23 protein-coding genes and 1 pseudogene are annotated in these 20,817 nt (G+C 36.7%); 15 read left to right on the top strand and 9 right to left on the bottom strand.

Annotated elements, in window-relative coordinates:
- Window positions 1–24: 24 nt before the first annotated feature.
- Both AC0ONG_RS23555 and AC0ONG_RS23550 read right to left on the bottom strand, forming a co-directional pair.
- The gene (locus tag AC0ONG_RS23555; RefSeq protein WP_001054092.1) at window positions 25–198 is read right to left on the bottom strand and encodes an aspartyl-phosphate phosphatase Spo0E family protein; all 174 of its coding nucleotides are present in this window, start codon (window positions 196–198) and stop codon (window positions 25–27) included.
- A 233-nt stretch (window positions 199–431) separates the two neighbouring features.
- Complete coding sequence (locus AC0ONG_RS23550; RefSeq protein ID WP_000682067.1) at window positions 432–1,502, bottom strand: NAD(P)/FAD-dependent oxidoreductase; 1,071 nt, start codon at window positions 1,500–1,502, stop codon at window positions 432–434.
- 352 nt (window positions 1,503–1,854) lie between these two features.
- On the opposite strand from AC0ONG_RS23550, the gene AC0ONG_RS23545 reads away from it, so the two are divergent.
- The 3 genes from AC0ONG_RS23545 to AC0ONG_RS23535 all read left to right on the top strand — a co-directional run bounded on the left by AC0ONG_RS23545 (window position 1,855) and on the right by AC0ONG_RS23535 (window position 3,594).
- The gene (locus AC0ONG_RS23545; RefSeq protein ID WP_000595025.1) at window positions 1,855–2,094 is read left to right on the top strand and encodes a YuzB family protein; all 240 of its coding nucleotides are present in this window, start codon (window positions 1,855–1,857) and stop codon (window positions 2,092–2,094) included.
- A 238-nt stretch (window positions 2,095–2,332) separates the two neighbouring features.
- Window positions 2,333–3,199, top strand: a complete 867-nt coding sequence (gene dapF / locus AC0ONG_RS23540; RefSeq protein WP_000077409.1) for a diaminopimelate epimerase — start codon at window positions 2,333–2,335, stop codon at window positions 3,197–3,199.
- A gap of 41 nt (window positions 3,200–3,240) precedes the next feature.
- Window positions 3,241–3,594, top strand: coding sequence for a HesB/IscA family protein (locus AC0ONG_RS23535; protein ID WP_000573830.1), 354 nt, complete (start codon window positions 3,241–3,243; stop codon window positions 3,592–3,594).
- 106 nt (window positions 3,595–3,700) lie between these two features.
- Here AC0ONG_RS23535 and AC0ONG_RS23530 read toward each other — a convergent pair whose 3' ends face one another.
- Window positions 3,701–4,264: a GNAT family N-acetyltransferase gene (locus AC0ONG_RS23530; protein WP_042596363.1), complete on the bottom strand. Its 564-nt coding sequence runs from the start codon at window positions 4,262–4,264 to the stop codon at window positions 3,701–3,703.
- Between the two features lie 421 nt (window positions 4,265–4,685).
- Here AC0ONG_RS23530 and AC0ONG_RS23525 point away from each other — a divergent pair.
- The 4 genes and pseudogenes from AC0ONG_RS23525 to AC0ONG_RS23510 form a co-directional block, all read left to right on the top strand.
- Window positions 4,686–4,763: pseudogene (locus AC0ONG_RS23525) on the top strand (hypothetical protein); the annotation flags it as partial.
- 413 nt (window positions 4,764–5,176) lie between these two features.
- Window positions 5,177–5,965, top strand: coding sequence for a hypothetical protein (locus AC0ONG_RS23520; RefSeq protein ID WP_000834610.1), 789 nt, complete (start codon window positions 5,177–5,179; stop codon window positions 5,963–5,965).
- A gap of 402 nt (window positions 5,966–6,367) precedes the next feature.
- Window positions 6,368–6,553: an O-methyltransferase gene (locus AC0ONG_RS23515; RefSeq protein ID WP_002083726.1), complete on the top strand. Its 186-nt coding sequence runs from the start codon at window positions 6,368–6,370 to the stop codon at window positions 6,551–6,553.
- Between the two features lie 105 nt (window positions 6,554–6,658).
- Entirely contained in the window at window positions 6,659–7,012 is a 354-nt protein-coding gene (locus AC0ONG_RS23510) for a YxeA family protein (protein WP_000833144.1), read from the top strand.
- 30 nt (window positions 7,013–7,042) lie between these two features.
- On the opposite strand, the gene AC0ONG_RS23505 is transcribed toward AC0ONG_RS23510, so the two are convergent.
- A complete protein-coding gene (locus AC0ONG_RS23505) occupies window positions 7,043–7,504 on the bottom strand; it encodes a 2-thiouracil desulfurase family protein (RefSeq protein ID WP_000635493.1) in 462 nt (153 codons plus the stop codon).
- Between the two features lie 80 nt (window positions 7,505–7,584).
- Between AC0ONG_RS23505 and AC0ONG_RS23500 the strand changes: the two genes are divergently transcribed.
- Window positions 7,585–8,466 carry a helix-turn-helix domain-containing protein gene (locus AC0ONG_RS23500; RefSeq protein ID WP_136996463.1) on the top strand — a complete coding sequence of 294 codons (882 nt, stop codon included), beginning with the start codon at window positions 7,585–7,587 and terminating at the stop codon, window positions 8,464–8,466.
- A 17-nt stretch (window positions 8,467–8,483) separates the two neighbouring features.
- Here the strand turns inward: AC0ONG_RS23500 and AC0ONG_RS23495 are convergent, their stop codons facing one another.
- The 3 genes from AC0ONG_RS23495 to AC0ONG_RS23485 form a co-directional block, all read right to left on the bottom strand.
- Complete coding sequence (locus AC0ONG_RS23495; protein ID WP_000391930.1) at window positions 8,484–9,731, bottom strand: MFS transporter; 1,248 nt, start codon at window positions 9,729–9,731, stop codon at window positions 8,484–8,486.
- A 228-nt stretch (window positions 9,732–9,959) separates the two neighbouring features.
- The gene (locus AC0ONG_RS23490) at window positions 9,960–10,436 is read right to left on the bottom strand and encodes a GyrI-like domain-containing protein (protein WP_000662574.1); all 477 of its coding nucleotides are present in this window, start codon (window positions 10,434–10,436) and stop codon (window positions 9,960–9,962) included.
- 125 nt (window positions 10,437–10,561) lie between these two features.
- Complete coding sequence (locus AC0ONG_RS23485; RefSeq protein WP_000829785.1) at window positions 10,562–11,551, bottom strand: NAD(P)/FAD-dependent oxidoreductase; 990 nt, start codon at window positions 11,549–11,551, stop codon at window positions 10,562–10,564.
- 461 nt (window positions 11,552–12,012) lie between these two features.
- Between AC0ONG_RS23485 and AC0ONG_RS23480 the strand changes: the two genes are divergently transcribed.
- The 5 genes from AC0ONG_RS23480 to pepA all read left to right on the top strand — a co-directional run bounded on the left by AC0ONG_RS23480 (window position 12,013) and on the right by pepA (window position 16,509).
- Window positions 12,013–13,221 carry an NAD(P)/FAD-dependent oxidoreductase gene (locus tag AC0ONG_RS23480; protein WP_000856602.1) on the top strand — a complete coding sequence of 403 codons (1,209 nt, stop codon included), beginning with the start codon at window positions 12,013–12,015 and terminating at the stop codon, window positions 13,219–13,221.
- Window positions 13,222–13,344: 123 nt separating this feature from the next.
- Window positions 13,345–13,851 (top strand): NUDIX hydrolase, encoded by a 507-nt coding sequence (locus AC0ONG_RS23475; protein ID WP_063675936.1) that lies wholly within the window; start codon window positions 13,345–13,347, stop codon window positions 13,849–13,851.
- Window positions 13,848–14,165: a YuiB family protein gene (locus AC0ONG_RS23470; RefSeq protein ID WP_000027012.1), complete on the top strand. Its 318-nt coding sequence runs from the start codon at window positions 13,848–13,850 to the stop codon at window positions 14,163–14,165. Before AC0ONG_RS23475 ends, AC0ONG_RS23470 begins: the two co-directional genes overlap by 4 nt.
- Window positions 14,166–14,252: 87 nt before the next feature.
- Entirely contained in the window at window positions 14,253–14,879 is a 627-nt protein-coding gene (locus AC0ONG_RS23465; RefSeq protein ID WP_000920103.1) for a 3D domain-containing protein, read from the top strand.
- A gap of 145 nt (window positions 14,880–15,024) precedes the next feature.
- A complete protein-coding gene (pepA, locus tag AC0ONG_RS23460; RefSeq protein WP_000487967.1) occupies window positions 15,025–16,509 on the top strand; it encodes a cytosol aminopeptidase in 1,485 nt (494 codons plus the stop codon).
- A 181-nt stretch (window positions 16,510–16,690) separates the two neighbouring features.
- Here pepA and cdaS read toward each other — a convergent pair whose 3' ends face one another.
- A complete protein-coding gene (gene cdaS, locus AC0ONG_RS23455; protein WP_000545255.1) occupies window positions 16,691–17,296 on the bottom strand; it encodes a sporulation-specific diadenylate cyclase CdaS in 606 nt (201 codons plus the stop codon).
- 143 nt (window positions 17,297–17,439) lie between these two features.
- Between cdaS and AC0ONG_RS23450 the strand changes: the two genes are divergently transcribed.
- Window positions 17,440–19,164: a phospho-sugar mutase gene (locus AC0ONG_RS23450; protein ID WP_001104214.1), complete on the top strand. Its 1,725-nt coding sequence runs from the start codon at window positions 17,440–17,442 to the stop codon at window positions 19,162–19,164.
- Window positions 19,165–19,271: 107 nt separating this feature from the next.
- Window positions 19,272–20,159 (top strand): UTP--glucose-1-phosphate uridylyltransferase GalU, encoded by an 888-nt coding sequence (gene galU, locus AC0ONG_RS23445; protein WP_000757823.1) that lies wholly within the window; start codon window positions 19,272–19,274, stop codon window positions 20,157–20,159.
- A gap of 45 nt (window positions 20,160–20,204) precedes the next feature.
- Here the strand turns inward: galU and AC0ONG_RS23440 are convergent, their stop codons facing one another.
- Window positions 20,205–20,798, bottom strand: coding sequence for a biotin transporter BioY (locus AC0ONG_RS23440; RefSeq protein ID WP_001252163.1), 594 nt, complete (start codon window positions 20,796–20,798; stop codon window positions 20,205–20,207).
- Window positions 20,799–20,817 lie beyond the last annotated feature (19 nt).

Genomic DNA, 20,817 nt, shown 5'->3' with positions numbered 1-20,817 from the left:
GTATCAAAAAAGGGAGGATAAGGGTTATAAAGAGCAACGTTTTTTCTTCATCTTGAGTTTTATTAATAAGTTAAGTAAACGATCTAATTCTTGGCTGAAAGAAATCACTTTATTATGAGTTAATCCGTATCGTTCAACGAGATAGATTAACTCTTTCTTTTTCGCTTCTATTCGATTGTTTAGTTTCGATAAGTTCATAAGTTGAATGTAATGCCTCCTACAAAAGTATTTATCACATAAAAAATAAGACCGAATGAATTCGGTCTTAAAGGAAATAATAAGACAACTTACAAATAGCATACACTGTTTATCAATAGTTTTTAATATAAAAATGAAAAATAAATCATTATACATATTGAGAAAGATGTGTCTGATAATTTTTAAAAACTGATGCAAAGAGGCTGTCTACATAGTAGACAGCCTGTAAGATATTAACCCTTATGATATTTGTACATCCAAAGTAGACCGGATTTTAATAATCTTGGTACACGTCCCATTAATGGTTGGTTTGCAAGTAAACCGAAGCCATGCTTCTTACCAAGAGAGCCGAGAACACCTTTTAATTTGATTACAGGTAGTTCGTCAGGAAGTGGTTCATTGTTCCAACGTTTTAATAATATTTGGACAATTTGCTCTCCTTGACCTTCAGCAAGTTGGGCAGATGGAGCGTGTGGAAGTGCTGCGCAATCTCCTACAACATACACGTGCTCGTTATTTGGAATATTATGATATTTAGTTAAGACAACCCGTCCGCTACCATCTTGTTCAACTGGAAGGTTTCGAACAACTTCATTTGCTTGAATACCAGCTGTCCAGACGATTGCATCACATTCAAGTGGTTCATCGTGGTTATACACAATATTTGGTTCCACTTTTGTAATGTTAGAGTTTCTTATAATAGTAACTTTATGTTTTACGAACCATTCTTCTACGTATCTACTTAATTTCTCTGGATACGGGAATAAAATTCTATCTTTTCGATCAAATAAATAGATTTTTAAATCAGAACGACTTTCGCGAAGTTCACTGGCAACTTCCACACCACTTAAGCCAGCGCCAACGACAGCTACTGTTGCATTTGGTTCTAGACTATTTAATTGTTCATATGTCTTACGTGTTTGTTCAATCGATTGTAGGCTATGTGTATATTCTTTCGCCCCAGGAACGTTATGATATTTATCCTCACAGCCAAGACCGATAATTAAATCATCATATTGGATCGCTTCGCCGCCATCGAGATGAACGGCTTTTTCTTCGAGATCAATATTTGTTATTGTGCCGTATTGAATATTGAGTCGTGGGTGCTCGGGAAACGGTATACGAATATGTGTTTCTGAAATAGTACCCGCAACTAATGCATAATATTCAGTTTTGAAGCAATGATATGGTACTTTGTCGATTAATGTCACTTGTACATCATCTGGAAGTTGGTTGCTTGGAAGTAGCCTTTGTAGAATTCTCATTCCACCGTAGCCGCCACCTAGTATTACGAGGTGTTTCATGATGGATTACCCCTTTTCTGTTGAAATATCCCCTAATCATAAAATTTTATATTAATAAAATATTTTGACTTTACTCAATCAAATTATATCGAATTTGTGAACAAATAACAATGCATGAATGAATACTCTGTTGTACAATAAGAAGAAAAGTAAAGTAAATTGTTTTGCCTTTTTAGTTACTATTTTATTGCAAGTAGCATGTTATATAAAATAAAACCATCTACTTTGAAGTGAAATAGTGAAGTAACTAAATAGTTTAGGATGTATAACGAAAACAACAAGAGACAGCTTAGTTTTCTTCTTATAGATGAAGTCAGAAGGTAATTTGTTTTGTAGTACAGGGGGGAGAATTTTGATTAAACCATTAATTGAATTTTGTGTAGGTAACCTTGCAAGTGGTTCACAAGCAGCTTTAGAGAAATTAGAAAAAGATCCGAATTTAGATGTAATGGAGTATGGTTGTTTAGGATATTGTGGCATTTGTTTTGAAGGACCGTTTGCACTTGTAAATGGTGAAGTTGTACAAGGTGCTACAGTAGAAGAACTGGTAAATAATGTATATGATTATTTGGATGAAAATCCAATGTTTTAAGGTGTTGCAATCAGCAGCACCTTTTTCATTAGATAAAATGTTATTTCGTAGGGTAGTTTAATACTATAGATAAATAAAAAAAGGCCCTTTTTAGAAGGGCTTTTTTCTTACACAATGTGTGTAAGAGTGGCTCATCGCCAAACGTTGTCAAATATGAGAAACGGGGGACATTCATATTGTGTTCTAAAAGCATGCATTCTATACTTAAAATAACAAATTATTTTTGGAGTGAATATAAATGAGCCAATTTTCTTTTACAAAAATGCATGGTCTTGGCAATAGTTATATATATGTAAATATGTTTGAAGAACAAATTCCTGAAGAAGATTTAGTTCTTGTGGCGGAAAAGGTTTCAAATATTAATACTGGTATTGGAGCAGATGGGATGATTTTAATTTGTCCATCTGACGTAGCTCCGGTGAAAATGCGCATGTTTAATAATGATGGTTCAGAAGGAAAGAGTTGTGGTAACGGTTTACGATGCGTAGCGAAATATGCGTATGAGCATAAACTAGTAGAAGAAACAGTTTTCACAATTGAAACGTTAGCTGGTATTGTAACAGCGGAAGTAACGGTAGAAGAAGGGAAAGTTACATTAGCGAAAATCGATATGGGAGCACCGCGTTTAACACGTGCAGAAATACCGATGCTTGGTGAAGGTGAAACACCATTTATTCGTGAAAACTTCTTATACAATAATCATCGCTATGCATTTACAGCTGTTTCAATGGGGAATCCGCATGCGGTTATTTTTGTTGATGATGTAGAGCAAGCACCTCTTACAACACTTGGTCCAGTCCTGGAGACACATGAAATGTTCCCAGAGCGAGTAAATGTTGAATTCATCGAGATTTTGAATGATGCAGAGATGAATTTCCGCGTTTGGGAACGTGGATCTGGTGTAACGCAAGCTTGCGGAACAGGAGCGTGCGCTGCAGTTGTCGCTGCTATTTTAAATGGAAAGATGGAACGTGGTAAGGAAATTACAGTCCATTTAGCTGGCGGCGATTTAATGATTGCGTGGACTGAAGAAGGAAACGTGTTGATGAAAGGGCCTGCGGAAGTAATTTGCCGCGGAGTGTATGAGTACAAGATAGAAGCGTAAAGATGTATAATAGAATGAGAACAGAAAGGATGGTGTATTTCATGATTGAAGTAACAGAACAAGCAGCTTTTCAAATTAAAGATATGTTAAAAGATGCTGAAGATGGAGAGAAGTACGTGCGCCTTGCTGTACACGGCGGCGGATGTACTGGCCTTTCTTACGGCTTAGGATTTGAAGTAGAACCAAAAGAAGACGACACAGTTCTTGAGTTTTTCGGTGTTGAATTTGTTATCGATACAGAAAGTGCTCCAATTGTTAAAGGAGTAAAAATTGATTATAAACAATCGATGCTTGGCGGCGGATTCACAATCGACAATCCAAACGCAATCGCATCATGTGGATGTGGATCATCTTTCCGTACAGCGACGAATGCTGGTAAGCCGGAAGAGTGCTAAGTTTTTAGCAGAAATAGAGAAAGACCTTTTTAGCGATGAAATAAAATCGTTAAGGAGGTCTTTTCTTTTGCCGTAAAATCCTGATTGGTACGGGCTAATTAAAGTTTCACTTTATCTTTGCATAGATGCATGTATCAGCTAGTTGTTTACCGCCAGCTGAAAAATCTTCATTACGCAATATCCCTTCAAGTTCAAAGCCTAGTTTTTCAGGAATCGCACGACTTTTCGTGTTATTAGATTCACATTGGATTTCAATCCTTCTAAATTTGAATAACTGAAATCCAAGGTTTGTTAACACACTTACTGTTTCTGTCATATATCCACTGCCACTAAATTGCGTGTTAATCCAATATCCAATTTCGCATTTAGAAACCTTCCAATTAATTCGATGAAGGCTAGCCGTTCCAACAAAATCATTCGTCTCCTTATGGTAGATAAGATAGCGAAAGCTTTCTCTTTTCAAAAAATCTATATGCGCATTTCTCAGGAGAATTTCCGTTTCTTCAACAGTAGGAATGGACTGGAATAAAGACAACCATGGCTTTAATTCACGAATTGAATCTTTAATAGCTTGTTGTACTACATTCCCTTCACCTGCTTGAAGTGGTGCTCGAAGAATGAGTCTGTCTGTTTCTATTTGTAACGGAACATCTAATAAAATAGGATTCATATTATTTCTCCTCTCGAAACCTTTAAATTATGACAGAATGAAACTTATATCATAAAAAAACTTTCACCCAAAAGAAATAATTCTTGAGGACGAGAGTTGCAATTTATAATAAATGAATTGAAAAATACTTTATCTCACTAATAGAAAATCACGTCACAGCATCACTATTAGTTATTATAGAACTGTGCGAAGTACAGGAATATAGTAAAGCTTATCTCCCATAAAGGAACCTCTCAAAAACGAGTAAACAATAAATATATATTCAATTCATCATTTAGAAATCCCTTTTCACATATTGAAAACTAAACTATCAGTTGGTACAGCAGCATTAGGTTGTTAAACTAATGCATATGTTAATTGAATAAGGAATTATTATTTTTTAAACTGCTTTAAATTGAACGCATAATTCAAGATTGATTATCTATACACAATCGCATCATGCAGATTTGGATCATCTTTCCGTACAGCGACGAATGCTGGTAAGCCAGAAGAGTGCTAAGTTTTTAGCCAAAATAGGAAAGACCTTTTTAGCGATAGAATAAAATCGTTAGGAAGGTCTTTTATTTTGGCGTTAAAACAGAAAATGCATGTAAAGTTACTTTAGAATTTAATTTGAATGTTATTATATATAGAATATATGATAATTATTGTGAATTCGACTTTCATATTGTTCGTTTAAGACAAGATTATGCAACAGAAATGTAAATGAATAGCAGAAATATACTATTTATTAGTTATATTTAATGTTAATATTTGTAACGAAGATGATTGGTGAGGGCTGATTAAAGTTTCACTTTATATAAAAAAGGTGCATGAGGGAGAAGGCTATAGCAAATTGTATAGAACTGAATAGTTCCGTATTAATTAAAATACGTTGATTACTAAATATTAAAAAATACCGGGGGGATTAGAGTGAAGTCATTTAAGAGAGTACTTATAGTAGGGATGGCGTTGACTACAGTATCGATTTTGGGAGCTTGTTCTAGCGATACAGACGTATTAACAAAAGTAGGAGTAAAGCAACCAGCGAAGGCGGAAGGTGACGTACTAAAAGAACAGAAGAAAACACCTATGACTACGAGTAAACGTGAAAGTATTAAAAATGAGGACGCTCCATCATCACAGAAGCGTTACATTTCTCATGATGAATCTAAAAAGATTGAGGAAGGTATGATGTATACGGATATTCTTAATACGATTGACTACGGTGGTGAGAACATAAAACATTATAATAACAATGAAAAACGCGTATTTTATACTGAAAAAGATACGGATGGTACATATGAAATTATGGTTGAATTAAATACATATGGTTACGTTGTGAATATTGAACGTACTGCTATAAAGGATACAGAGAAAGATACAGAGAAAGATACAGAGAAAGGTAAAGAGAATCGGGTATCTACGAAACGTATTGAAGAGCCTGTAAAGGAATATGAAGAAAAAAACGATCGTGTACCGTGGTATAAAGATGTAAATAACAATTCGGCAGCAGTAAGTTACAATCACTATTTGAAAATCAAAAAAGGTATGCCTGCGAATCAGGTAAAAGCTGCAATTGGACAGCCACATGTGATTGAGAAATATAAATCTTATTCAGTATATGACTATACTGGTTATGGTGGAGAAGGATCATTACGTGTAATCTTTGAACCGAATGGAACTGTTACGGATGTAGTGGAAGACGGTTTACCACGATAATAAATTAGTTACGGGAAGAGTTGTAGTAAAGTTTTCGTTGATTTTATAAAGTTTTTGGGAGCATACCCGAATATAGATGGAAAGTGTTTTTATTAGCCATGTTAACTATAGTATCAGTATTTACCGAAGTTTCTTCCAAATTCAATAGCGTTATTGTGGATGTTGTTGTCGTATTATTCTTGTTGGTATATATCGCAGTAGGACAGCGGTTGTAACTGAACGTAAGAGGACGCGTAGTAGCAGCTTCCTTTTGAAAGAAGGAGGAAAATATGATGGAGGATATTCTTGAATTCATAGGGAGATACGTAATTAAACCTATTATTAGTATAGTGAGATATCTTGTAATAGAGATTATAATTGAGGGCATAATAGAAGGCGTAATAAACGGTATAAGGAAATTACGTGATAAGTGGCGAAATTGGCGTGAAAGACGTTATTGGCGGTAGTGTAGGTGATGAGTGTGCGAAACAAAAACGTTATACAGAAGTTATGAAGAAGTTTAATGAAATAATAGAAAACGACTTGCATTTAGAATCTGTACTCGTTCCAATTGGTGATGGAATGACGATTTCTAAAGTGAAGAAATAATTATTATCTTACAAAAGTGTAATGTTCATGTCATGTTTTTGAATTTCTTCTTTAAGCTCTGCGCTTTAAGATAAGAATATAAGAAAAACATATGAGGTGAAGGAAATGAAAAGATACATTGCACTATTTAGTATTTTAGTTGTATTTGCAAGTCTGTTAGTTGGTTGTGATTTAAACCGTATGGGTAAAGATGAGTATTATGTTCAAATTACAGTAGATGGAAAAGAATTTGATAGTAAAGCTAGTGATGGGCAGAAATTTAAAGATTATGAATATAAGCTGACTGGCTTTGATAAAGACGGTAAAGAGAAAGAATTAGAATTCACAGCACAAAAAAACCTTCGTAAAGAAGCATTCCTACGCGTATACAACTCAGATAAAAAAGGTGTAACAGCTTGGGAAGAAGTGAAGAAAGACGAGCTTCCAGCGAAAGTGAAAGAAAAATTAGGCGTGAAATAAGACAGATAGAAAAGGAATTGACGAACAGGGTCAATTCCTTTTTTTGCTTTCAAATTCTTCTTCTGAAATGACTTTAAATCCGTATCTTTTAAATAAAGCAGTAGTTACCCCGTAACCAGTTTGCTTATTACCGTTAAATTCTCCAGTATAAATCGTAGAACTACCACAAGATGGACTACGTTCCTTTAAAATAATATATTCTGGTTGTAAATTTTTAATTTGTTCTAATGCTTTATAAGCGCCATTTACGAAAGCTTCTGTGACATCTTCACCATCTTTTGTCATCACTTTCGCTTTTCCGTCCAAAACGTCGTCGCCATTCCCGCCAATAATTTCAGCGGAAGGACGAGGCGTTGGTAGTCCCCCTAATACTTCAGGACAAATGAGGACGGTATCTTCTTTTTGCAGAAGCTCCTCTATTTTTGAAACGAGATTGTCATTTCCGTCATATCGACAAGCGATACCACCTAAACAAGCGCTAATTACGATCATATTTTCATCTCCATTAAAAAAATATTAAATTCCACGCCAAATTCTCTTCCTGCCTCTTACTTATAAATGAGGTGATATAAATGGGAAGCTTATATAATTTAATGAAACCATATAGTGAATTTCGAAGTAAAGAAGAGTTTAATACATATCAAAAACAAGTTTTGAAGTGCTACCGATTTCAATTGAATAAAACTGATTCTATCATTATTCATTTTTTAGGAAAGTATGCGGTGAATGAGAAACAAAAAACAGTAGGAGTCGCCTGTCCGTTAATGGAGACGATTGCGAAGAATGTTGGAAAGAGTATTCGTACAGTACGCCGTTCAATTGCAAAGTTAGAGGGACTAGGAATTATAAAGCGTGTTGCAACAAAAGAAAGACATAAGCGCGGCGGGTATAGTGCGAATTTATATATTTTTCTTATATCTGCAATTGACCGCATGGATGACCGTATGAAAATGTCCGCTTGTAAAAGTGAGGATTATGCAGCTGGCTGTAGCGGAAAGGAGCAAAAAAACGAGAGGGAAACAATTCTTTCTAAAAACATTCCACAAATAAAAGAGAAAAGAAAAATAACGTACGAGCTTGATGAGACGTATTGCCGTCATGATATACCGAAGCCTTTTATATACGCACTTCTGCCGATGACGAGTAATCCGAAGAAGATTAATATATTTTGGAGTAAGGTAGAACTTGCATATAAAAAGAGCGGATTGCTAGAGCAAGGTGTTTTACTAGAGCAAATATTAGCTGATGAAGAAGTGTATGGAAATTTCATTTGGCGAGTGAAGAGTGTCGTGAGAGCTTATAAATACGAGGAAATCCGTAAAAATGTGAAGGCACTTTTATATAGTACAGTGCAAGATTTATTTTTAGAGGTTGGATTAGAATGGGGAGCAGCGCTGAGAAGAAGTAAGGGGATAGCGTTATTTGATCCATTTAAAAAGGAGCCATGCGTATAATACATGACTCCAAGTAGCTAGTCGAACTTTCTTACAACTGGAACACGAATCGCTACAAATAGTACGAAGACGATAACAGCAATTGCACCGCTTTTCATAACGGTTACGATTGGAATTCCCAGTGCAAGTGCGATTGATGTGAATGCATAAGAGAGCGGGATAAAGCCCATTGATGATAGCATAAGTAAGCTCATTACGCGTCCCATCATTTCCTCTTTTACTGTCGATTGAATCATCGCCATAAGCGGAACGATAGCCATTGCAATTGTAATACCATAAAACATGCCGGCTAATAGTGCTTGCCAAAGTACGGTGCTAAAGTTGATGGCTAAGAAGAATACACCAGACAATAGCATCATGATAATACAAAAAAGACCGCGCCTACGATTAATATTTCTTAAACCGACAATGACAGCACCGATTGCCATTCCGCCGCCTACAGATGCTTCTAAGTAACTAAACTGGAGTGAATCACCATGCAGCACGTTTTTAACAAAAAGCGGGAAACCAACTTGCATCGGGCCGATCAAAAATAAGTTTAAAAAGGCGCTACAAATAAGGAAAGTTGAAAGGAATGGTGATTCCTTTACATATAAGATTCCTTCTTTAATGGAAGTGAACATACCTTTATCCGTATCTTTTAGTTCTGGCATCGTAAATTGTATTTTTTGAACGAGTATGGCCGCGACAATCAGTAATAAAATTGTAATAGAAAATATTGTCTCGTAGTTTGTGAATTTGATAAGAATTCCGCCAAGTACAGGGCCTAAGATGACCGATGCTTGGTTCGTCATTTGTGTAAGTGAATTCGCTTGTGTTAACCGGCTTTTTTCTACCAATTCCGGTAAGATAGATCCATCTGCTGACCAGAAGAAAGCATCGGCAAGTCCAAAGAATAAAGCGAATAAAGCAAATGTATATAGTGTTACATCACCAACGATAAACCATGTGAGAATGGTTGCAACAAGAATCGCTCGAATAATATTGGAGTAAAACATAATGTTTTTTTTCGGGAATTTATCAGCTACAGCGCCGCCGATAATCATAAAAATAAGCCTTGGAACACTAAGAGCTACGAAAACAACACCGAGTGAAGCTTCAAGGTTTAATGTTTTTGCTATGTACCACGTTTGTGAAAAAGTAAAAAAGGCTAAAGCAAAGCTTGAAAAAAGAGTAGCTGCCCAAAGAAAAAGGAAATTCGTATTTTTTAATAACGGTTTTCCGCTTCCTTCTAAAGCAGTTTTATTTTGTTGTAGTTCCTCCATATTGCTTCCTTTCTATGTGACAAATTTAAACTAAAAAAACAGTAAACGCCCGATTGGTGAGGGCTAATACTCAATGAGAGATGTCCCTCGCTGATTATAGTTTCACTTTATACAGTTTCTAATATTTCTATACTGCACTTTCTCATTGTAGACAATAATAATGAATTTGCACAGTGGCTATTTAACGACAAAAAAGAAGATACCAAATGGTATCTTCTTTTTTGTCGTTCAGGCTAATGCAATATAAATATCCAATTGTACGTTGGTTGGATCTGTTGCTTTTTCATCATAAAGCTCAAAGTCTGTTGTAAAAGCACGTTTATTTTCTTTCGACCATTTCCAAATATATTCCCAAGCTTCGCAAACGACTTCAGCAACTGGTCCCTTTCTCGTTGTAAATACCGCATACGTAGCGGCGGGTATTGTTAAAGTTGTCATATTTTCAGGAACTTCTTTTAGTGAAGAAACGGGCATACCGATTGTAAATGTATATGTACCAGTTTCATCTGATTCGTAGTTGGAGTAGAAAGCGAGTGTTTCTTTCGTTTGTTGATTTGGGATGTGATGCATCATTTGTTCTTGAAAGTATCGGTTCCAGAGCTCGGGAATTTTTCCTTCAGTAGATGCTTCTTTTTCATTAGTCGTCGTAACCGAAACGCCGATTGCTTGGAAAGCTTCTTTTTTTACGATAATGGGTTCTTTCATCTTTAAAATATCCCCCTTATTAAATAGAACGTTTGTTCTGTTTTATTGTAACATATTTTGGAAGGATACGGTAGCGCAATAATAAAAAACTCCTTCGCGTAAAAGGAGTTCTTTTCATTGCTATATTAAAACATACTTGAGCTATGCATCGGTTGAAGTTTTGCATTTGGATCGAAGTAAGCTTTTGCATTGTTTACTGCTGTCGGTGCTTCGCCAAATCCACAAGCGATAAGTTTTACTTTTCCTTCATATGTACAAATGTCACCAGCAGCGTAAATGCCAGGAATATTCGTTTCCATTTTTGAATTCACAAGGATGCTATTTTTTTGTATATCTAAGCCCCAGTTTTTAATTGGACCAAGAGAAGAAACGAAGCCGTAGTTTACAATTACATCATCAACATCGATGATAACTTTTTCTTCAGTTTTTACGTGCTGAAGAACGACTTGTTCAATTTTGTCATCACCAATGAGTTCAACTGGAACATACGGTGTACTTACTTCTGCACGAGAATTCATTAAGTTTTCGACGCTATGTTCATGTGCACGGAATTTATCACGGCGATGAACGATTGTAACTTTTTCAGCAATCGGTTCTAACATCATCGTCCAGTCTACTGCGGAGTCGCCACCGCCAAATACTACGACGCGCTTGCCAGCAAATTTATTCATATCATCAACGAAATAATGTAAGTTTTTCTTTTCGTATTTTGCTGTACCTTCTAATTCTAAGCGGCGTGGTTGGAAAGCACCATTGCCGGCAGTAATGATGACTGATTTAGAATAGTGAGTTTGTTTATTCGTAACAAGTTTAAATATACCATCAGCTTGTTTTTCAAGCGTATCAACCGCTTCTTCTAAGCAAACGGTTGGATCAAATTTCTTCATTTGCTCTTTTAAGTTATCGACTAATTCTTGTGCACGCACTTTTGGAAATCCAGCCACATCATAAATGTATTTTTCAGGGTAGAGTGCGGATAATTGTCCTCCAAGTTGAGGTAAGCTTTCAATGATTTTTACACTTGCTTGTCTCATACCGCCATAAAATGCTGTGAACAGTCCCGTTGGACCACCACCAATAATTGTTATGTCGTAAACTTTTTGATTTTCTGCCACTTTCATTCCCCCTATAGATGGAATTTTGATATTGATTTCATATATTGTTCATATGTACACGAAAATCCTGCAAATGATGACACTTTCAAATAAATGATAGCATATTTGAGTTCATAATACTTCTGAAAACGACTGAATTGTGTGTAAGTTTTCGCATAGGTTCTTTTTTATTGTATAAAATATACAGAAAGGAAAATACATGAAAAAAAGGCTGAAAAACCCTTGAAAACGCTATGTTATTTTAAAATATTGATAATTCGCCAGATGCTTGAATTCTGGAATAAAACCGACTAATATAGGGAAGTATTATGTTAAATTTCTATGACAAAATTCGTACGATTTTTTGACTGCGTTTTGTTATGATATAGAATGTGATAAATTCCACATTCTTGACAAATAGAGTTTTTAGTACTTGGTATTATTTCTCATTACTATTATATAAAGAAAAGGGTTGTGATTTGGTGAAGACTCCAAAAATCGTAGTTTTAGGTGCAGGTTATGGCGGGATGATTACGACTGTTCGTCTGCAAAAAGCATTATCTGTAAATGAAGCTGAAATTACGTTAGTAAACAACAACAGCTATCACTACCAAGCGACTTGGTTACACGAGAGCGCAGCTGGTACATTACAAGATGAAAAAATCTGTCTAGATATTCAAGACGTTATTGATACAAATAAAGTGAACTTTGTACAAGACACAGTAGTAGAAATTAAAGCTGCTGAAAAACGTATTATCTTAAAAGACGGCGAGTTAGAGTATGACTACTTAGTAATCGGTCTTGGTTTCGAATCAGAAACATTCGGAATTACAGGATTAAAAGAGCATGCATTCTCAATCGCTAACATTAATGCAACTCGTGAAATTCGTGAGCATATGGAAGCTAGTTTCGCTAAATATGCAGATGAGAAGCGCGATGAGTTAGTAACAATCGTTGTTGGTGGTGCTGGATTTACTGGTATCGAGTACGTAGGTGAGCTTGCAAACCGTGTTCCTGAACTTTGCAAACAGTACAATGTACCACGTGAAAAAGCACGTATCATTTGTGTAGAAGCGGCTCCAACAGCACTTCCAGGTTTCGATCCAGCATTAGTAGAATACGCTGTAAAACAACTTGAGAAAAAAGGCGTAGAATTCCGCATCGGTACAGCAATTAAAGAAGCAACTGAAGAAGGAATTATCGTTGCAAATGGCGATGATACGGAATTAATTAAGTCTGAAACAGTAGTTTGGGCTGCAGGTGTTCGTGGTAATGGTATTGTAGAAGAGTCTGGCTTTGAAGCAATGCGCGGACGTGTAAAAGTTGATGAGTACATGCACGCTCCAGGATACGAAGAGGTATTCATGGTTGGTGATGCCGCGTTAATTATTAACGAAGAAATTAACCGTCCATACCCACCAACAGCACAAATTGCAATTCAACAAGGTTACAACATTGCACACAACTTAACTGTATTAGTTCGTGGCAAGGGCGAAATGAAAAAATTCGCATTCGATAATAAAGGATCTGTATGTTCTTTAGGTCATGACGATGCAATGGGTGTTGTTATGGGTAAAAAGTTAACAGGTTGGAAAGCTTCCTTCATGAAGAAAGTAATCGATAACCGCTACCTGTTCTTATTAGGTGGACCTTTATTAGTTCTTAAAAAAGGTAAATTAAAGTTCTTTTAATATATAGTAGAAAAAGCAGAAACGGCTAAGCGCTGTTTCTGCTTTTTTCATATTAAAAATATAGTATAATATATAAAAAAGAAAGAATATTCTGTCCGTTATGATGGAGGAGGTTATTACATCATGGAGAAACGAGGGAAGGTATGGCTAGCTGTTAGCGGTCTAGTAGCTACAAAAGATGGCAGGTGGCTATTCGTTAAGAAGAAATACAGTGGATTAAAAGGGAAATGGTCTTTACCGGCTGGTTTTGTAAATGAAGGTGAGACAGTTGATGAAGCTGTGAAACGCGAAGTGTTAGAAGAGACAGGCATTGTCGCTCATGTGAAGGGGATCATTGGTGTTCGATCGGGTGTTATTCGTGATGAAATTAGTGATAATATGATTATTTTCCTTTTGGAGCCTGAAGGAGAAAATATTATTGTACAGGAGAAAGAATTGTCTGAAGTGGCGTTCTTACATCCAGATAAGATTGCGGACGATCCGAATACGTCTGTACTTATTAAATATTTGTTAGGAGGAAGATCAGAACTACATCTTGAAGTGGACAAAACATTAAATCCAGGAGAATCATTTGGTTATACAGCTTATCACGTATTTACGGCACGTGCGAAGGAGAGGGAAAAAGAGTGAGTATACCGGTACTACTTATTTCAATGATGTTATTCTTTATTTTGTTCTTTGGAATTGGATTTTTACTCAACATGATTTTGCGGGCTACATGGGTAATGGTTATTGTGTATCCGATTGTTTGTATGCTTATTATTAATAAAGCGAGTATGTGGGATTATTTTTCAAAGCCGAAAGAAACATTTTCTTCATTTGGGACAAGTGTATCGCACTTAGGACAAGCAGACTTATTTATTCTATCTACTGGATTAGTAGGGGCTGCTTTAGCAGGAGTCGTGATCAAGAAACTTCGGAAAAGCGGATATCAAATGTTTTAATCTCCAATTCATTTGGAGATTATTTTTTTTGCATATTCCTTCATCGTATAGGGAATGATTAACGATGAAGGAGTGTGGAATATAAAAATGTTAAAACGATATTGTATTCGCATTATGATGACTTGTTTACTTGCAATTGCATTATGCGTAACATGGAATGCTTTCACAGGAGTTTCTCTATTAGAGATTGTAAAGAAATATGAGGGAACGAGTGCAAAAGAAGTACATGCAGCAGAAGTTAAGAGAAATGTTGCTCCGAGTAAAGAAGTGATAAATGCTTTAGAGCAGGCAAACGACTGGTCTAAATATCGTTCAATTGAAATGACTGCAACAGGTTATACATCGGGGATTGAGTCAACTGGTAAGAGGCCAGGGCATCCAGAGTATGGTATTACATATTCAGGTGTTAAAGTGAAAAGGGATTTATATTCCACAATTGCTGCGGACTTACGCGTATTCCCGATTGGAACGATTCTCTTCGTGCCAGGTTACGGGTATGGTGTAGTAGCTGATAAGGGCGGTGCAATAAAAGGAAACCGTCTTGATTTATATTATGATACGGTGAAAGATGTTTATAGCCAATGGGGGAAGAAAAAAGTAAATGTGTATGTAGTAAAAGTAGGAAATGGTAAGTTTACAGAAGAAGAGTTAACGATGTTAAATCAAGACGAAACGATGCAAGTGTTTCGTGGTCAATATTTAAAACAAAGATAGTCTAGTTGTAATTACGCTAGACTTTTTTTCTTGGCTTATTTCATAATAGAGGAGATTTTACACGTCATATAACTGTAGTTGGAATTGTCGCATTTTATAGAAAATAAAGTTATAATGGTGGTAGAGAAATTTAGGGGGTCTGAACATGTTTCAAGTACAAAAAGAATTAGCAGGTCATGAAGTAGTGATTGTTGCTCTATTTGAAGAAGAGAAAATGAGTAGTTTTGTACAAGAACTGGACAAAGCGTTTGAAGGACAATTACAAGTTTTACTAGAAGAGAAAGAATTATCTACGAAGAAAAAGGCCATTTCGAAAGTACATAGCTTAGGAAAAACAAATGTGAAACGTTATTACTTTGTTGGTTTAGGCAAGAAAGAGTCTTACACGACAGAAACGTTACGTGCGGCTCTTGGAAAAGCGTTTAAAACATTACAAGTAGCAAAAGTACAAGATGCAGCAATCTTACTTGATTCTTTCGTAACAGAGAAATTAGATGCGATTGATGTAGCTCATATTGTAGCAGAAGTACAAGGCCTTGGTACATATGAGTTACAAACGTATAAATCAGATAAAAAGGATCGTGAAGAGTTAGAGAAGTTCACGGCTATTACAGCGGAAGATGCACAAGAAATTGAAGCCGCATTAACAGTTGGCTACGTACATGGACGTGCAACAAACTCGGCTCGTACACTTGTAAATATGCCGCCAAACGTATTAACAGCGACAAAGCTTGCTGAGTATGCTGTTGAGTTAGCGGAGAAGTATGATATGGACTATAAAGTTCTTGAGAAAGAAGAGATGGAAGATCTTGGTATGGGTGCATTACTTGCAGTAAACCAAGGTAGTGTAGAGCCACCAAAAATGATCGCTCTTATTTATAAAGGAAAAGAAGAGTGGACGGATGTCATTGGATTCGTTGGAAAAGGTATTACATATGATACAGGTGGTTATTCTTTAAAACCACGTGAAGGCATGGTTGGTATGAAAGGTGATATGGGCGGTGCAGCTGCTGTATTAGGTGCGATGGAAATTATCGGAGAACTGCGCCCAGAACAAAATGTGATCGCTGTTATTCCTTCAACTGATAACGTTGTAAGTGGTACGGCATTTAAGCCAGACGATGTAATCACATCTATGAGCGGAAAGACAATTGAAGTATTAAATACGGATGCAGAAGGTCGTCTAGCTTTAGCTGATGGTATTACGTATGCGAAAAAACTTGGTGCAAACTACCTTGTTGATGTTGCAACATTAACAGGCGGTGTAATTGTTGCACTTGGAAACTATACGACAGGCGCAATGACAAATAATGAAGAGTTATTTGAGCAAGTGCTAGAGGCTTCTATGGAAACAGATGAGCCAATTTGGCAACTACCGATTTTTGATCGTGATAAAGAACGTGTGAGAAACAGTAAGTTTGCTGATTTAAATAACTCACCAGGCCGTGAAGGACATGCGGTTATGGCAGGTACATTCCTAGGCGAATTCGCTGAAGATACACCGTGGGTACACTTAGATATCGCTGGAACATCAGAAACAAAAGGCGCGCACGACTTAGGTCCAGCTGGAGCAACTGGTGCAATGGTACGTACACTTGCAACACTTGTGGAGCGTTTCGGAGAAGAATAAGAGTATAAGTGAAGACTGTTCCAATATTTTGGAACAGTCTTCTTTTTTATAGGTTTGTTTATCTAGCTATTTGCCGGGCAGTAAGACCCTCACCTCAAAAATTCAGCGGAAGCAAAGAAGTTAAGTGTGGATCGAGCTGCTCGTAAACTCTTGATTGGTGAGGGCTGATTAAAGTTTCACTTTATAAAGAAATCGTATACAAAATCCCATTTAAGGCAAAAGAAGTACGGCCCGTTTCTTCAGAGACAACTAATATAAGTGCATCACTCTTTTCTGATAAGCCAATTGCAGCTCTGTGCCGTGTTCCCAGCTCAGGATCAACTTCTGTACTTTTCGTTAAAGGAAGAATATTAGCAGCTGAGACAATATGATTATTTTTTACGAGAACGGCACCGTCATGAAGAGGGTTACCTGGATAAAATATTGATTCGAGTAATGGTGCAGTTAAGTGAGCGTTTAATGTCGTTCCAGTTTGAATGAAAGCTTCAAGCGTCTCGTTTCGTTCCACAACGATAAGAGCACCATGTTTTCTGGCGCTTAAATGTTGGATAGCTGTTGTAATAAAAGATGAACTTTCCGTATAAGGTGATAAATATGCCTGAATATAGTATGTAGCTGCCAATGTTTGTACATTTGCCAACATATGATGAATATCTTCCATTTTGCATAAAATGCATTCATCTTCTTTATCGATTGCGTTCCTCATAATCGATAGTTCTCTTTCAGCAATTTCAATCATTTGCTTTGTTTGTATTTTGAGCTCTTCTGACAAGCCCCATTCGTGCATAATCCTCATTCCCTTTAGTGGAGTATTTAACAATAGTGTATACAAATATTCCTAGTAAAATCCTGCTAGATTTTATAAAATATTGAGATACGGCATGTTTTTTTCATATAATAAAGGTATGACGAGCGAGAGGAGAGAGAAGAATGAATTGGAAACAAGAATTTAGTCGCTGGCTTTCTTACGCACAATTAGATGCAGAATTAAAAGAACAGCTAGAAAACATGAAGCAAGATGAGAAGAAAATCGAGGATAGCTTTTATAAAAACCTAGAGTTCGGCACAGGTGGTATGCGTGGTGAACTTGGTGCTGGTACGAACCGTTTAAACGTATATACAGTTCGTAAAGCAACAAAAGGATTAGCAAGCTTTATTGAAAAGTTAGGTGAGGAAGCGAAAAAACGAGGTGTTGTTGTAGCCTATGATTCTCGTCATAAATCACCTGAGTTTGCAATGGAAGTCGCTGCTACACTTGGTGCACGTGGTATCACAACATATGTGTTTGAAAGCTTACGTCCAACGCCAGTACTTTCTTTCGCAGTTCGTCATTTACATACAGTAAGTGGAATCGTTCTTACGGCAAGCCATAATCCGCCTGAATATAACGGATACAAAGTATACGGTGAAGATGGTGGACAGTTGCCGCCAAAAGAAGCGGATGAGTTAATTAGCTACGTAGATGCAATAGAAGATGAATTAACAGTTGAAGTCGCTGATGTAGAGCAATTAAAAGCTGACGGTTTATTACATATTATTGGACAAGAAGTAGATGATGCATATGCTGCAGAATTGAACAATGTCATCATTAATAAAGAAATGGTGGAAAAGGCCGGCAAAGACTTAAAAATCGTCTTTACACCATTACACGGAACATCAAATATTTCTGTACGCCGTGGTTTAGAAGAAGTTGGATTTACAGATGTAACAGTTGTAAAAGAGCAAGAGTTACCAGATCCAAACTTCTCTACAGTAAAATCACCGAACCCAGAAGAGCACGCCGCGTTTGAGTATGCAATTCGTGACGGTGAAAAGGTAGGCGCAGATGTATTAATCGCAACTGATCCTGACGCAGATCGCCTTGGTGTAGCTGTTCGTAATCATAATGGTGAGTTCCAAGTATTAACAGGTAACCAAACAGGTGCATTAATGCTTGATTACTTACTATCTCAAAAGAAAGAAAACGGAATACTTCCAGAGAACGGTGTCGTATTAAAAACAATCGTAACGTCTGAAATTGGCCGTACAATTGCAAAAGCATACGGTTTAGATACAGTTGATACGTTAACTGGATTTAAATTTATCGGTGAGAAAATTAGACAGTATGAAGAAAGCGGACAATACGAATTCCAATTCGGTTATGAGGAAAGCTATGGTTATTTAATCCGTCCATTCTGCCGTGATAAAGATGCAGTACAATCTGTCCTATTTGCATGTGAAGTAGCTGCATACTACAAATCACAAGGGAAAACGTTATATGATGGTCTATTAGAAGTATTTGAGAAGTATGGTTTCTTCCGTGAAGACCTTGTATCGTTAACGTTAAAAGGAAAAGATGGAGCGGAACAAATCCAAGAGATGATGGCGACGTTCCGTGAGAATCCTCCGAAAGAAGTAGCAGGCTTAACAGTCGTAGCAGTTGAAGATTATAAAGCAAGCATCATTACATCTTTACAAGATGGACATAAAGAAGAGATTCACTTACCGAAATCAAATGTGTTAAAATATCAATTAGAGGATGGTTCATGGTTCTGCCTACGTCCATCTGGAACTGAACCGAAGATTAAGTTCTACTTCGGTGTACAAGATAGTTCTTTACAAAATAGTGAACAAAAGTTACTTACTATTAAAGAAGACATTATGAATCGTTTATAATACAAAGTAATTTTAAGTAGTAAGGAACAAAAGGGAGCGAAATCTCCCTTTTGTTTTATGTAGGAAATGATTGCTATTAATTCCGACAGGAGAGAGGGTATTTTGTGATGAAAAAAGTAAGAAAAGCGATAATCCCAGCAGCTGGATTAGGAACACGTTTTTTACCAGCAACGAAAGCAATGCCGAAAGAAATGTTACCGATAGTAGATAAACCAACGATTCAATACATTGTAGAAGAAGCAGTGAAATCGGGAATCGAAGATATTATTATCGTTACTGGTAAAACAAAGCGCTCTATCGAAGATCATTTTGATAACGCATTTGAACTAGAACAAAACTTATTAGAGAAGAAAAAATATGAGTTGCTTGAAAAAGTACAAGCTTCTTCAAAAATGGTAGATATTCATTACATCCGTCAAAAAGAGCCGAAGGGACTAGGACATGCTGTTTGGTGTGCACGTAAATTCATTGGTGATGAGCCATTTGCAGTGTTACTAGGTGATGATATTGTCCAAGCTGAGAAACCATGTTTACGTCAATTAATGGATGAGTATGAAAAAACACTTTCTTCTGTTATTGGTGTACAAACTGTTCCAGAAACAGAAACACACCGTTACGGAATTATCGATCCATTAGAACAAGAAGGTCGTCGTTACCAAGTTCGCAATTTCGTTGAGAAACCAGCACAAGGTACAGCACCTTCAAACTTAGCGATTATGGGCCGTTACATTTTAACGCCTGAAATCTTTATGTTCTTAGAACAGCAACATGTCGGTGCTGGCGGTGAAATTCAGTTAACAGATGCAATCCAAAGCTTAAATGAAATCCAACGTGTATTTGCTTACGATTTCGAAGGAAAGCGCTACGATGTAGGTGAAAAGCTAGGATTCGTTCAAACGACAATTGAAATGGCCCTGCAACACCCAGAATTACGTGATGACATGGTTGCGATGATGAAGAAAATTTTAGAAGAACAAGCGAATCAAGAGTCTTAATATAAAAAAGAGTTATTTCAGCTTGTTGAAATAACTCTTTTTTTATTATGAAATCGTCGAATGAGAATGCTGATAAGCAGAACGACGCACAGCATAGTATATGCGAGGTGCGATAATAGCACCGATAATTGTAAATGCAATATCTTTTACTGCGAACCACATCATAATCATCCAAGCAGCTTTATAACTCATATTACCGCCCATAAAGAGATTGACTGCCCCGTACATGTAAGTAGTACCGATTATATAAGTTAAAATAATTCCTGTGAAAGAGGCAATAGCAAATGTAATGAATGTTGGTCTTTCTTTTTGTTCTACTAGTTTTCCCGATACGTAAGCAACGATAATAAATGCGATAATAAAACCACCAGTAGGATCTAAAAGTGCTCCAAATCCAGCTTTGAAGTTAGCAAAGATTGGTGCGCCGGCTACGCCAACGAGCATATATACAGTCATGGATAAGGCACCAAGTCTACTTCCAAGAAGAAGACCTGCTAAAATTGCGAAAAATGGTTGCATAGATAATGGGATGCCCGCTACTTGCAGGAATGGTGCCCAAGATACAATATTTGCACCAATGGCCATAAGAGCGACGAACATGGCAGCTAATGCTAAATCTAAAACATGAAATCTCCTCATAATGTTAACCTCCTGTTGT

Source organism: Bacillus sp. TCT6, from assembly GCF_056033845.1.
The sequence above is the reverse complement of the archived record's forward strand: the minus strand, read 5'-3'. Positions and strand labels throughout refer to the sequence as shown.

Bases quoted from the DNA above. Each gene is read 5' to 3' on its own strand.
- AC0ONG_RS23555 (WP_001054092.1), bottom strand. From the start codon at position 198: ATGAACTTATCGAAACTAAACAATCGAATAGAAGCGAAAAAGAAAGAG.
- AC0ONG_RS23550 (WP_000682067.1), bottom strand. From the start codon at position 1,502: ATGAAACACCTCGTAATACTAGGTGGCGGCTACGGTGGAATGAGAATT.
- dapF (WP_000077409.1), top strand. From the start codon at position 2,333: ATGAGCCAATTTTCTTTTACAAAAATGCATGGTCTTGGCAATAGTTAT.
- AC0ONG_RS23535 (WP_000573830.1), top strand. From the start codon at position 3,241: ATGATTGAAGTAACAGAACAAGCAGCTTTTCAAATTAAAGATATGTTA.
- AC0ONG_RS23530 (WP_042596363.1), bottom strand. From the start codon at position 4,264: ATGAATCCTATTTTATTAGATGTTCCGTTACAAATAGAAACAGACAGA.
- AC0ONG_RS23510 (WP_000833144.1), top strand. From the start codon at position 6,659: ATGAAAAGATACATTGCACTATTTAGTATTTTAGTTGTATTTGCAAGT.
- AC0ONG_RS23505 (WP_000635493.1), bottom strand. From the start codon at position 7,504: ATGATCGTAATTAGCGCTTGTTTAGGTGGTATCGCTTGTCGATATGAC.
- AC0ONG_RS23500 (WP_136996463.1), top strand. From the start codon at position 7,585: ATGGGAAGCTTATATAATTTAATGAAACCATATAGTGAATTTCGAAGT.
- AC0ONG_RS23495 (WP_000391930.1), bottom strand. From the start codon at position 9,731: ATGGAGGAACTACAACAAAATAAAACTGCTTTAGAAGGAAGCGGAAAA.
- AC0ONG_RS23490 (WP_000662574.1), bottom strand. From the start codon at position 10,436: ATGAAAGAACCCATTATCGTAAAAAAAGAAGCTTTCCAAGCAATCGGC.
- AC0ONG_RS23475 (WP_063675936.1), top strand. From the start codon at position 13,345: ATGGAGAAACGAGGGAAGGTATGGCTAGCTGTTAGCGGTCTAGTAGCT.
- AC0ONG_RS23465 (WP_000920103.1), top strand. From the start codon at position 14,253: ATGTTAAAACGATATTGTATTCGCATTATGATGACTTGTTTACTTGCA.
- pepA (WP_000487967.1), top strand. From the start codon at position 15,025: ATGTTTCAAGTACAAAAAGAATTAGCAGGTCATGAAGTAGTGATTGTT.
- cdaS (WP_000545255.1), bottom strand. From the start codon at position 17,296: ATGCACGAATGGGGCTTGTCAGAAGAGCTCAAAATACAAACAAAGCAA.
- AC0ONG_RS23450 (WP_001104214.1), top strand. From the start codon at position 17,440: ATGAATTGGAAACAAGAATTTAGTCGCTGGCTTTCTTACGCACAATTA.
- galU (WP_000757823.1), top strand. From the start codon at position 19,272: ATGAAAAAAGTAAGAAAAGCGATAATCCCAGCAGCTGGATTAGGAACA.
- AC0ONG_RS23440 (WP_001252163.1), bottom strand. From the start codon at position 20,798: ATGAGGAGATTTCATGTTTTAGATTTAGCATTAGCTGCCATGTTCGTC.